General features: G+C 70.8%; 10 protein-coding genes. 3 read left to right on the forward strand and 7 right to left on the reverse strand.

What is annotated here, in order from left to right; translation table 11 throughout:
* Nucleotides 1-160: 160 nt before the first annotated feature.
* The 6 genes from ACGFZA_RS20980 to ACGFZA_RS21005 all read right to left on the reverse strand — a co-directional run bounded on the left by ACGFZA_RS20980 (nt 161) and on the right by ACGFZA_RS21005 (nt 5,947).
* The gene (locus ACGFZA_RS20980) at nt 161-1,489 is read right to left on the reverse strand and encodes an MFS transporter (protein ID WP_393680966.1); all 1,329 of its coding nucleotides are present in this window, start codon (nt 1,487-1,489) and stop codon (nt 161-163) included.
* A 228-nt stretch (nt 1,490-1,717) separates the two neighbouring features.
* Nucleotides 1,718-2,668: a catechol 2,3-dioxygenase gene (locus ACGFZA_RS20985; protein ID WP_393680968.1), complete on the reverse strand. Its 951-nt coding sequence runs from the start codon at nt 2,666-2,668 to the stop codon at nt 1,718-1,720.
* 47 nt (nt 2,669-2,715) lie between these two features.
* On the reverse strand, nt 2,716-3,789 hold the full coding sequence (locus ACGFZA_RS20990; RefSeq protein WP_393680970.1) for a 4-oxalomesaconate tautomerase: 1,074 nt from the start codon (nt 3,787-3,789) through the stop codon (nt 2,716-2,718).
* A complete protein-coding gene (locus tag ACGFZA_RS20995; RefSeq protein ID WP_393680972.1) occupies nt 3,786-4,502 on the reverse strand; it encodes a 4-carboxy-4-hydroxy-2-oxoadipate aldolase/oxaloacetate decarboxylase in 717 nt (238 codons plus the stop codon). The genes ACGFZA_RS20990 and ACGFZA_RS20995 overlap by 4 nt, the downstream gene beginning before the upstream one ends.
* Nucleotides 4,499-5,248, reverse strand: a complete 750-nt coding sequence (locus tag ACGFZA_RS21000; protein WP_385274316.1) for a PIG-L deacetylase family protein — start codon at nt 5,246-5,248, stop codon at nt 4,499-4,501. Before ACGFZA_RS21000 ends, ACGFZA_RS20995 begins: the two co-directional genes overlap by 4 nt.
* Before the next feature lie 45 nt (nt 5,249-5,293).
* Nucleotides 5,294-5,947 (reverse strand): GntR family transcriptional regulator, encoded by a 654-nt coding sequence (locus tag ACGFZA_RS21005; protein WP_385274319.1) that lies wholly within the window; start codon nt 5,945-5,947, stop codon nt 5,294-5,296.
* Nucleotides 5,948-6,204: 257 nt separating this feature from the next.
* Between ACGFZA_RS21005 and ACGFZA_RS21010 the strand changes: the two genes are divergently transcribed.
* Entirely contained in the window at nt 6,205-7,977 is a 1,773-nt protein-coding gene (locus ACGFZA_RS21010) for a tannase/feruloyl esterase family alpha/beta hydrolase (RefSeq protein WP_393680975.1), read from the forward strand.
* 291 nt (nt 7,978-8,268) lie between these two features.
* A complete protein-coding gene (locus ACGFZA_RS21015; protein ID WP_393680977.1) occupies nt 8,269-9,147 on the forward strand; it encodes a DUF4157 domain-containing protein in 879 nt (292 codons plus the stop codon).
* Between the two features lie 127 nt (nt 9,148-9,274).
* Here ACGFZA_RS21015 and ACGFZA_RS21020 read toward each other — a convergent pair whose 3' ends face one another.
* Nucleotides 9,275-10,627, reverse strand: a complete 1,353-nt coding sequence (locus ACGFZA_RS21020; RefSeq protein ID WP_393680979.1) for a hypothetical protein — start codon at nt 10,625-10,627, stop codon at nt 9,275-9,277.
* A 219-nt stretch (nt 10,628-10,846) separates the two neighbouring features.
* On the opposite strand from ACGFZA_RS21020, the gene ACGFZA_RS21025 reads away from it, so the two are divergent.
* Nucleotides 10,847-11,473 carry a response regulator transcription factor gene (locus tag ACGFZA_RS21025; protein ID WP_385274679.1) on the forward strand — a complete coding sequence of 209 codons (627 nt, stop codon included), beginning with the start codon at nt 10,847-10,849 and terminating at the stop codon, nt 11,471-11,473.
* Nucleotides 11,474-11,732: the final 259 nt, after the last annotated feature.

Genomic DNA, 11,732 nt, shown 5'->3' on the forward strand with positions numbered 1-11,732 from the left:
GTTCCCTTCGCCGTGCTCGTGCGTCGCGTGGGTGGGAGCCCACTCACTTCGGACGGTGCGATGCGGTACGTCCTGCCGATCCGCGCGGCGAGCCCGGTGGGCCGACGAGGCGTGCCAACGGCCCTCGTCGACCCACCGGGAGCCGCCCGGGCCGCACCGGTCAGGCCGTGGCCGTCACCGAACGTGCCGCGGGCTGCTGCGGCCTCCGCCGGGACATGCGCAGACCGGCCAGGGTGATGAAGACCGTGGAGAACACGGCGGAGAGGGCGAAGGCGGTGAAGCCCCAGTTCGCGGCTCCGTTGGCGAGCAGCTGACCGCCCAGCCAGGGGCCGAACACGGCGCCGAAGCGGCCCATTCCGGAGGTCCAGCCCACGGCCGTGGCCCGGTTGGCGGAGCCGGAGTAGCCGGCCACCGTCGCGTAGATCATCGTCTGGGCGCTGTTGAGGAACAGGCCGGTGACGAAGACCACCGCGAAGGTCAGCCCGAGCGGCATGTGCACGCTCAGCAGATAGACGCCGACGGCGGTCATCAGGAACCAGATCGCGGAGATGCGCGCGGCGCCGAAACGGTCTGCGCAGCGGCCGGCGACGAGCATCCCCACGATGCCGCCGAGGTTGAAGACGACGACGAAGTTCAGTGAGGAACCGAGCTCGTAGCCCTCGTTCCGCATCATGGTGGGCAGCCAGGTGGCGACGCCGTAGACGAGCAGCAGTCCGCCGAAGGAGGCCAGCCAGAACATCAGCGTCTGGATCCATTCCCTGCCCCGGAACAGCTGGGCGAGGGCGTACCAGCGGTCGCCGGCGGCCCGGGGGTCCTTCGCGGCAGGTATCTCGACGTTGTAGCGCGCGGCGAGGTCATGCGCCTCGGTGGTACGTCCCTTGGCGACCAGGAAGCTCAGCGACTCCGGAAGACAGCGGGCGACCAGCGGCACCGCGATGACCAGCGGGACCACGCAGACCCAGAAGGCCGCACGCCAGCCGAGGGGTTCCACGATCCACAGGGCGACGTACGCGGAGAGGATGCCGCCGACGTGGTGGGCGGTCATCAGCGTGCCGATGACGAAGGCGCCGCGGGCACGCGGTGCGTAGTCCGAGACCATGGTGATCGCGGTCGGCAGCAGGCCGCCGAGGCCGAGCCCGGCGAGCGTCCGGCCGAGGCCGAACACCGTGACCGTGGAGGCGGCCGCGCAGAGGGCCGAGGCCAGGGAGAACAGCGCGGTGCAGGACATGATCATCTTCTTGCGCCCGATGAGGTCGGTGAGTGTGCCCGAGGAGAGGGCGCCGACCAGCATCCCGAACGTGGCGTAGCTGCCGAGGTCTCCGGCCATGGACGGTTCGAGGCCCAGCGCGTGCTGCTCCAGCATGTGGGGCAGCACCGAGCCGTAGATGAACATGTCGAGGCCGTCGAAGAGCACGACCAGCCAGCACAGCGCGATGACCAGCATGGCCATTCTGCTACCGCGGATGGCCGGGGCGAGCGAGGAGGACATCGTTGTTTCCTCTCGTCCGGGAGGAGGGTCCCTGGAGGTTGGGAAGAAGGGGCGGTCGGCGCGGCTCGAGCCGCCGACCCGACGCGAGGCGAGATGCGCGCTCGCAGTGATGGCCTTGACGGTAGAAACACCGGAAGGGTGTGTCAACGCTTTTGTTGACAATCTTAGGAACAATTTGGCCCCGGTCTGGTGTGGAGCCGGACCGGGGCCGAAGGGGGGTGCCGGACGTCAGGCGACGGGCGGCGTTCCGTGGGTGTGGAACGACTCGATGGTGCGCAGGCCCCATGCCTGTCCCTTGGCGCGCTCGGCCTCGGTCCAGGTGATCAGGGGCCAGTCGGGGGCGAGCACCAGACGGGTGAGCGGGTTGCACAGTTCGATGCGGTTGCCGCCCGGCTCGTAGACGTACAGGAAGAACGTCTGCTGGATGGCGTGCTTGTGGGGGCCCGTCTCGATGAACACCCCTGTGTCCAGCGCGAGATCGGCGGCGCGCAGGATGTCCTCGCGGGTGTCCGCGGCGAACGCGATGTGGTGCAGCCGGCCGCTCGACCCCGTCCAGTCCTCGGTGTAGACGATGTCGTACGACTTGTTGGTGAACGTCAGCCACTGGGCCGCGATCCTGCCGCTGTCGAGCCGGATCTGCTCGGTGGGACGGGCGCCGAGGACCTCGCGGTGGAAGTCGCCGTTGGCCGCGACGTCCGCGCCCAGGAAGTTGACATGGTCCAGCCGGCGTACGCCCACGCCGCGGCCCGGTTTGGCCTGTGGCTGGTTCTTGAGGCCCGGCCGCAGCGCGTCCGGCGCCTCGTACCACTCGCTCTCCCAGTACAGGGCCAGCTCGTGGCCGTCGGGGTCGGTGGTGACGTAGAGCCGGCCGATACCCGGCTCGTCCTCGGCCCAGTGGCCGGGCCGGCCGGCCGCCTCCAGGGCCTCGACCCGGCGGCGGAGCGCGTCCTCGCCTGAGGTGCGCAGGGCGGTGCGGCGGAGGCCGGGGGTGCTGTGGGCGGTGAGCGTGAGGCTGTGGTGTTCGTAGTCGTCCCAGGTCCGCAGGTACACGGAGTCGCCGGAGCGGCCGTTCTCGGTCAGGCCGAGGAAGTCGGTGAAGAAGCGGACGCTGGCGTCCAGGTCGGGGGTGAGCAGTTCGACATGGCCGAGGTGGGCGATGTCTCCGAGCGGCGGGGTCATCTGCGACTCCTGGAAGTACGGGGGACGGAAGGGAATCCCGGTGCGGGTCAGGCGGGGCGGGGGAAAGCGGTGCCGTCGAAGATCTTTCGCGCGGTACGTACGACAGCGGTGCGGCCGGCGCCCGGAAGAGCCCCTCCGGCCTTCTGCTCGACGGCCGACTCGATTTCGAGGAACCCCGTGGGGTGTTCGATGCGCAGCCGGTCGCCGCGGGCGGGCAGCCGTGCCACGCCCTCACCGACACCGCCCGTGACGCGCAGTCCTGCGGCCACGCTCGCCGCACCCAGCACGCCGATCGACGTGTGGCAGCGCACCGGAATGAACGTGCGCGTCGACACGGCGCCGCCGTGCCGGGGCGGCGCCAGCACACTGACCTTGGGCACGGTGGTGCCGGCGACATCGCCGAGGCCCATCAGCAGACCTGCTTCGATACGGACTTCGCGGATCCGCTGGGCGAGGACCGGGTCCGCCTCCAGCTCCGCGGGATCCTCGTAGCCGGTGAGGCGCAGCGCCGAAGCGGCGATGAGCACCGTCGGCATGCCGTTGTCCACACAGGTGACCGACAGGCCGGCGAGGGTGTCGCGGACGCTGCCCGTGGGCAGCAGGGGACCGCTGCCCGGCGGGAACTCGATCACCACGGGCGCGGCGGTCCCCGGCACCCCGGAGATCTCGGCGTCGCCCTCGTACGCGACGCGCCCGTCCGGCGTGGGGAAGGTCGCGGTGGCGAGATCCCCCGTGTTGAGCATGCGGATCCGCACCGACGTCTCCACCCGGCCCGGGGTGACGAGGCCGCGTTCGACGGCGAAGGGGCCGACGCCTGCGAGGAGATTCCCGCAGTTCTGACGGTCCGACACCTCGGTTGTGGAGACGCCGACCTGAAGGAAGAGATAGTCGACGTCGGTGTCCGGACCGGCTGACGGACGCACCACCGCCACCTTGCTGGTGAGGGGGTGCGCCCCGCCCAGGCCGTCGATCTGGCGGGTGTCGGGGCTGCCCATGATCCGCAGCAACAGGGCGTCACGCAGAGCCGGTTCGGCGGGAAGATCCTCCGCCAGGAAGTAACAGCCCTTGGAGGTACCGCCGCGCAGGAGCATGCAGCGCACCCCGGCGGCGGGCGCGGTCACCACCCGGGCCCCGAAGAGTCCGCGGCGCAGGCTTCGTACGGCTGATACCGGACCCCGAGACGTACGAGTGTCTCGCGCAGCCCGTAGCGGTCGAGCCCCAGTTCCCCCTCGGCGAACGCGGCGCGTGTGGCCTCTTCCTTCGCCGTGCGCGCCCGTGACAGCTCAACGGCCTCCGAGGCCCGTTCGCGCGGAACGCACATCACCCCGTCGTCGTCGGCGAGGATCACGTCACCGGGGCGGATGATCCGGCCCCCGATCGCGACCGGCACATTGACCGACCCGCCGGTCGCCTTGACCGTGCCCTGGGCGCTGACCGCGGCCGACCAGACGGGGAAGCCCATCCCGCGCAGCTCGGCGGTGTCGCGCACCCCGGCGTCGGTGACCAGGCCGCGCACGCCCCGGTACCGCAGCGCGGTGGCGAACAGCTCGCCGAACATTCCGTCGGTGGACGGCGAGGTGGTGGTGACGACGAGCAGGTCGCCCTCGGCACACTGCTCGACGGCCGCATGGATCATGAGATTGTCGCCGGGCCAGCTGAGCACCGTGACCGCCGTGCCTGCCACGCGTACGTCCTGCTGGATCGGGCGCAGGCGGGAGCCGAGGAGGCCGGTGCGGCCGAGTGCCTCGTGCACGGTGGCCACGCCGTATCCGGCCAGTGCCGTCACGTCCTCGGCGGACGCCCTCGGGGGACCGGTGACGATGACGCCGCTCACGCCAGCTCTCCCGTGACCTGCGGGTAGGGGCGCATGTACGCCTCGGCCCATGTGGTGTGCGGAAGACCGAGGTTGGGGCCCGCGTTGCGTTTCAGCTGCACGCCGCGCCGCTTGCCGAGGTCCGTGTAGTACTCCCACAGGTGCTGCTGGGCCGACAGGCACTCCATGGCCTTGCGCTTGGTCTCCCAGACCTCGGTGATGTCCAGCAGGACCTCGGGAGTGAAGCCGCACATCTCCGGCTGGTGCGGTTCGAAGAAGAACACCGGGGGAGCCCCGATGATCTCGCCCTCGGCCGGGTAGCCGATCGCCTGGGCGAGGACGCGGGCGTCCAGCGCCATGCGGGCGGCCGCCGGGTGGTCCCCGTTGTACGGGTCGGTGAGGGGGTGGGTCAGGACCACGTCCGGCTGCGCCTCGCGGTAGACGGACACCAGCCGGTCGGTGAGCTCGGGGGTGACCGGCAGCGGGTAGTCGCCGGCGTCGAAGAAGACGATGCCGGCGCCGAGCGCCGCCGCGGCCCGCTCCGCCTCCTCGCGGCGGAGGGCCTTGATCTCCGCGAGTTGCTTGCCCTCGCGCCACGCCTTGGCGGACTCGCCCCGTTCGCCGAAGGTCAGGCACGCGATGGTGACCTTCTCCCCTCGGGAGGCGGCGAGGGCTATGGCGCCGCCCGCGCGCCATACGAAGTCCCCGGCGTGCGCGGTGATCACCAGCGTCGATCGTGGGGTGGCGGGCACCTTGCCGTGCGTCATTGCGAACTCTCCTTGGTGACAGGTGTGCTCCCGCCCCGAGTCGCGTCAGTCGTCGCGCAAGGCGTCGATCACGCTGCCGAGGTGGGCGCGGACGGCTGCTTCGGCCGCCTGCGGGTCCCTGGCCGTGATCGCCTCGATCACGGCCAGGTGCTCACTCAGGGACTTCTGTGGCCTGCCCGGCCTGAGCGCCAACTGGAACTGGTGGCGCACGAGTTGGCCGTTCAGTCGCTCCAGGAGCCCGACGGCGGTCCGCTGGCCGGAGAATTCCCGGATCAGGGCGTGCAGCCGGTGGTTGAGCTCGGAGTAGGTCATCGGCTCGCCGTCGGCGACCGCCTTGGCCATCGCCGCGCCCGTCGCCGCCAGTTCGGCCAGCTGCTCCTCGGTGGCCCCGGCGGCCACCTTGGCGGCGCAGAGTCCTTCCAGGACCATCCGGCACTCGGTGATGGCGACCGCTTCCTCCTTGGTCACCACGCGGACGCGTGATCCGCGGTTACGGATCCGCTCGACCAGCCCCTCGGATGCCAGCTCCAGAAGTGCTGCCCGGATGCTGGCCCGGGTGACGCCGAACTGCTCGGCGAGTTCGTCCTCCACCAGCCGTTGAGCCGGTGCCATCTCCCCTTGCAGAATCGCCTGCCGAAGCTTCCCGAGTGCGTGCTCCTTGGCCTGCTCTCCGGAACTGGGACGCGCTTCCTTCGGCATCAATGCCCTCCCTGAGTGAGTGCCTGTCGAACGTAAACTTACGCCAACAGGATTGTCAACAATCTCGTTGGCAAGTCTTGCGCGGAGATCCGTGCCGGACTACGTTCCTCGCCGTGGCGCCGCTGCGGAGCCGGAGGGCCGACGGCGTCCCACGCGCCGAAGCGTGTCCGCCCCCGTCCCGACACCCTTCCCGCACGCACCCCACAGGACCGGCATACGGGCACGAGGCCCGGGCCGCGATCGAACGGAGTCCGGGTATGCCTCTGCCCTCACGCTGGTTCCGACGGAAAGCGGCTGCCGTACTGGCCGCCCTCGCTGCCGTCCTCGCCCTGGCCGGCGGTACGGGCATGGCCCTCGCCGACAGCACGACCGGCAGCGGCCCGGCCGACGCTTCGGCAGCGGCCGCCGCCCCGGCGGCAACCGGAGCGTCCTCGGGCACCGCACCCGCCCTGCCCTGTTCCGGCCTCACCTCGCTCGACCTCGCAGCCGACGTACCCGGTGTGCCCTTCGAGATCACCTCCGCGACGGAGCTGGCCGCCGGGGGCAACACGCTCGGGAACTGGGCGGCCTGCCACGTCAAAGGTGTGATCGCCCCCCAGATCCACTTCGAGCTCCGGCTGCCGGAAACCGGCTGGCAGTCCAACTACCTCCAGGTCGGCTGCGGCGGCCTCTGCGGAAACGTGAGCACGGGCAGCGCCCCCGCCTCCAGCGGCTGTGTTCCGCTGACCACCGGTGCCTTCGCCGTCGCCTCCAGCGACGAGGGGCACTCCCAGGGCGGTGGTCTGTTCTCCACCGACCCCACTCTGCGCGCCGACTTCGGATACAAGTCCGACCACCAGCTCGCCCAGGCGGCGAAGACCATCATCAAGACGTACTACGGGCGGGCTGCCGCCCACTCGTACTTCGACGGCTGCTCGCAGGGCGGCCACCAGGCACTCACCGAGGCGCAGCGCTACCCGGACGACTTCGACGGCATCATCGCCGGCGCCCCCGCCAACAACTTCACCGCGCTCAACACCTTCTCGCACGCCTGGACGGCCCAGTCCGTGTTCCTCGACGGCGGCCCCGCCACGCTCACCACCGCCGACCTGGCACCGCTGCACCAAGCGGTCCTCGAAGGCTGCGCCGCCACCGACGGAATCATCGCGGACCCGCTCCGCTGTACCTGGGATCCGGCCACCCTCACCTGCCGCGCAGGGCAGACGTCCACACCCGATGACTTCTGCCTGACCGCCGACCAGGTCACGACACTCCACCGGATCTACTCGGGCCCCACCGACCAGCACGGCAAGCTGCTGTACCCCGGCTACCAGCTGCGCGGCTCCGAACTCAACTGGGCCGGTGTCATCGTGCCGTCCGATGCCGACGGCACCAGCGGAGACATCAACTTCGTCAGGGAGACCCTCCGCTACCAGGTCTTCGACAGCCCGCACCCCGCCCTCACCTACCGGGACATCGAATTCACCGAGGCCTCCTACAAGAAGATCGTCCGGCCCAACGAGGGCATGTACGACGCCACCGACCCGGACCTGAAGGCGTTCAGGGCGGCCGGTGGCAAACTGATCCTCTGGCACGGGCTGGGCGACCAGCACATCCCGGCCGTCGGCACCATGGCGTACTACAAGGCCGTGCAGAAGGCCATGGGCTCGGTGGCGGCGACGGAGAGCTTCGCCCGGCTGTTCCTCCTCCCGGGCGTCGCGCACTGCGGCGGCGGGCAGGGTCCGAGCGAGTTCGACGCGCTGACCGCCGTCGTCGACTGGGTCACGAAGGGCGATGCCCCCGACAGCCTGATGACCAGGTCGACGGACGGCGCGGGCAAAGTCACCGCCACCCGGCCCGTCTACCCCTTCCCGTACGTGGCCGAGAACACCACCGGAGGCCCGGCCGATGAGGCAAGCAGCTACACCCCCGTCGCCTCCACCGCGGAAGCGGGTCTGACGCTGAACTGGCTCGGTTCCTTCCGCTCGGGATACGAGACGGTCGGCAACTGGGCCGACGGCAAGTGGGCCGTCACCAAGGGGAAAGCCTGACCGGTGACGTGATCACCGCCGGCGAGTGACGTCGTACGGCGGCCCCGGCTCCCCGGGGCCGCTCGACCACCCGCCCGCGTATCCTCCACCGGTTTCCCGGACCTGCGGGCAGCGGCCGTTCGTACGGTCCGAGTGCCCCAAGAGGCAGCTCGGGATGCCCCGGTCCCGCCGGGGGCGGGCTGGACGGGGCAGGGAGTCCGGCGTGAGGGTGGAGAACCGGCAGGAGGGCCGCCGGCCGTCGCGGCCCCGCACGGTGTGCGCGCCCACGACGGTGCGGTCAGGGAGACGACGATGAACGCACAGGACCACGGCCATGAGCACGAGCAGGACCCCGAGCGGGACCACCACGCCCCGCCGACCGAGAGCGCGTACGACCACGAGCGGACGCAGGGGGACCACCTGTACCAAGAGACCTCCGTGGCGCAGCGGTCCCAGGCGGCACCCGATCGGGGCGTGGACACCCGCCACCTCTTCCGCGCAGCGGCCACCGGCCGGGCTGACGTGGTCGGAAGAGCCGGCATGGGTGTGCTCCAGCGGAGCATCGGCAACGCCGCCCTCGGCCCGTTGATCCAGCGTGCCAGGGCCCAAGAGCCCGAGCAGTCCGAGGAGGAGACGCGTTCACCGGTCCGCGATGTCATCTCCTCGGGCGGCGGCACCCCGCTGGACACCGGGACCCGCACGGAGTTCGAGGACCGGATGGGGGCGGACTTCTCCGCCGTACGCATCCACAACGACTCCGCGGCGCACGAGTCGGCCAAGGGTGTCGGCGCGCACGCCTACACCGTGGGGAACGACGTGGTCTTCCAACGTGACGCGTACGACCCGTCGTCATCCCTGGGCCGTACGACGCTCGCCCACGAGCTGACCCATGTGATGCAGCAGCGGAGCGGCCCGGTGGAGGGCACGGAAGCGCCGGGAGGCATCCGGGTCAGCGATCCCTCGGACCGCTTCGAACGGGAGGCCGTGACCAACGCCGACCGGGTGCTGTCGGACCCGGCGCCCACGCCGGGCGCCGCCTCGGCCGCGCCGTCGGCCGCCCCCTCCGCCCCCGCCGTCCAGCGTGCGGCGACGGAGGACGAGGACGAGCAGCCGGCCGATGTGCAGGGATCGTTCGTCCAGCGGGCGGAGGAGAAGAACCCCGAGGAGGAGGAAGAGGCCCCACCGGCCTGAGCGGCTTCCTGCGTCGCCTCCGTCAGGGCCCGGCTGACGGTCGGGCAGGCGTCCTCGGTCCGGCCGGCGGTCCGGTACGCGTCCCCCGGTCCGGCTGACCGTCCGGCGTGCGTCCTCGGCCCCGGGGTCAGCCCGCGGAGTCGGGGCGCATCGTGCCGCCGAGGAACAACGACTCGGAGCATCGCGAGGGTGTGCGGGCACCCACCGGCTTGCCGACCTTCCGGCAGTCGATGGTCATCGTGACCTTCCCGCCCGCGGGAACGAGGATCGGCGTGACGAAGTGGTAGTCGGAGTCACGGAAGTTCTCCAGCCCGAGACTCAGCGCACTCGTGTTCTCGCCGGCCGAGATGACGACGGTTCCGGCGTCGCCCTGCGGGTTCTGCACGACGATGTCGGTGAGCTGGAAGGTGTGGCCCTTCGGTACCTGGAGGGCGGTCGAGGAGTTCGAACCGCCGCCCACCGAGTCCCTGACCCGGACCTGCGCACTCGTCAAAGTGGCCGCCCCGTCACCCGACCCGGCCCCCGCACTCGCCTCCGCCGCCGCGGAAGGGCTCGGCGTGGGCTTCGCACCGCCGGCGCCCGCGTCCGCCCCGGCGGTGTCACCGGTGCCGGCGGCTGCGCCCGCCCCCGCCGTACCGCCCCCGTCCGGTGCCTTGCTCTTGTCCGCCGCGGCTGCGGACCGCACCGCTTCGGGCGTGACCGCTTCCCGCGCCGCCGACTTCACGGCCGGACGCAGCAGCGCGTACCAGATCCCGGCCAGGGCGATCAGCAGTACGGCCGCCGTGATGAGGGCTCGGGGCAGCCAGCGCGGGAGAAGGGGTTCCTGCTGGTAGGAGCCGTCGACGAGGACCGGTTCCACCGACTCCTGCCCCTCGGCCATCTGAGTGGCGGCGAAGACCTGGAAGGGATGCGTCACCGGCGTGCCGCGCCACATCCGCTTCGCCGGCCTCACCCGCAGCTTTCCGAACTCCGCCCGACCGGGGGCGACCTGGAGCTCGGCCACGTCGAAGACGACGCGCGCGAGCTCGGTCCCCGGCTGTGCGCCGAGCCGGACCGTGACCGGCGTGTTGCCCCGGTTGTCGACGGCGAGCTGGTGCCGTCCGCGGCGGGAGCCGTGCGAGCTGCGCGGCACCAGCTCGGCCGTCGTCTCGGTGAACGGCAGCACGGTCACACGGCCTTCCGGCACCACCGTCCCGCTCGGCTCACCGGTGGGCACCACCCGTACCCCGAACGGCGTCTCACCGGCCGGCACCGTCGCGTCGCGCGGCGGGCGCAGCATGAGCGAGACGCTGCGGGAGTCACCCGGGTACAGCGACAGAACCGCCGGCTCCACCGCCGACCAGGCGGCACACGCGCCGACCACCTCGAAGCGGTACTCCTCCACCGTCGCACCGGAGTTGCGGACCTGTAGGGGGACAGCCGTCTCCTCGCCCGGTGCGGCGCTGACGGACGATGCGTCGAGGCTTGCCGTGAGACTCATAGGCGGACCGTAGAGTCGCCGACGGCGTCGGACACCGGCCTCGAAGGAACACTTTCGGGCAGATCCCGTGCCCCTGACACTCTTTTAGTTTCCTGGTCAGTAAACGCGGGAATCTCCTGTCCGCCTCATAACCAATGAGACGGACGACAACGGCTGCGGGGCGTGTGCACGTTGTGGCCTTCCAGCTGTTGCTCAAGGGGGAGCATCGGTATGGAACGCATGGAACGCACCACGGTGGCCTTACGGGCGCAGGACCCGATCTCGCAAGCGGGCGTGGCCAGTCAGTTGAGGACCCGCCCCGAGGTCAGCGTGATGGAGTGGGCCGAGGACGAGACCGCACCTCAGGTCGTCGTCATGGTCGTGGACACCGTCGACGAGGACGTGCTGAGGATGTTGCGCCACATCCAGCGCACCAGCGACTCACGTACGGTGCTGGTCACCACGGACATCGATGAGCAGAAGCTGGTGAGTGCGGCGGAGTGCGGCGTCGTCGGTGTGATCAGGCGCGCGGAGTCGACCCCCGAACACCTGGTGCACGTCATCGAGACGGTGGCGCGGGGAGAGGGCCACCTGCCCTCCGACCTGCTCGGCAGGCTCCTCGCAGAGGTGGGCCGGCTCCAGGGGCAGGTGCTCGGACCGCGCGGACTGCACTTCACCGGTCTGGCGGCACGCGAGGTGGACGTGCTGCGGCTGGTGGCCGAGGGGTACGACACCGCGGACATCGCCACGAAACTCGCCTACTCCGAACGCACCATCAAGAACGTGCTGCATTCGGTGATGACCCGGCTCCAACTGCGGAATCGGTCCCACGCGGTGGCGTACGTCATGCGCCAGGGACTGATCTGACGACTCACCGGACTTCACGCGATCGTCGGCCGCTCCTTCCCACGCCCGGACCGTGCCGGGGGCCGGGTGTTCTTCTCTCGGGGGCTGCCCCAAAGGGCAGTTGCGGCTTCCCGGGGAAGTGGCTCGCCTCCCACTGCGGAAGCCGAGTGCCTGCGAGATCGTGTGGGCGCTGTTCTTCGGTGGGAGGTCCGGGTGCGGGGGAGAGATTCGGTGCGGTGGATGCGGCCGGCGCAACGGTCACGCGGACTCACGGGTGTGC

This window comes from Streptomyces sp. NPDC048211 (assembly GCF_043202315.1).
Lineage (GTDB): Bacteria > Actinomycetota > Actinomycetes > Streptomycetales > Streptomycetaceae > Streptomyces.

Coding starts and splice junctions, on each gene's coding strand:
- ACGFZA_RS20980 (WP_393680966.1), bottom strand. CDS start 1,489: ATGTCCTCCTCGCTCGCCCCGGCCATCCGCGGTAGCAGAATGGCCATG.
- ACGFZA_RS21015 (WP_393680977.1), top strand. CDS start 8,269: ATGAACGCACAGGACCACGGCCATGAGCACGAGCAGGACCCCGAGCGG.
- ACGFZA_RS21025 (WP_385274679.1), top strand. CDS start 10,847: ATGGAACGCACCACGGTGGCCTTACGGGCGCAGGACCCGATCTCGCAA.
- ACGFZA_RS21000 (WP_385274316.1), bottom strand. CDS start 5,248: ATGACGCACGGCAAGGTGCCCGCCACCCCACGATCGACGCTGGTGATC.
- ACGFZA_RS20985 (WP_393680968.1), bottom strand. CDS start 2,668: ATGACCCCGCCGCTCGGAGACATCGCCCACCTCGGCCATGTCGAACTG.
- ACGFZA_RS21010 (WP_393680975.1), top strand. CDS start 6,205: ATGCCTCTGCCCTCACGCTGGTTCCGACGGAAAGCGGCTGCCGTACTG.
- ACGFZA_RS21005 (WP_385274319.1), bottom strand. CDS start 5,947: ATGCCGAAGGAAGCGCGTCCCAGTTCCGGAGAGCAGGCCAAGGAGCAC.
- ACGFZA_RS21020 (WP_393680979.1), bottom strand. CDS start 10,627: ATGAGTCTCACGGCAAGCCTCGACGCATCGTCCGTCAGCGCCGCACCG.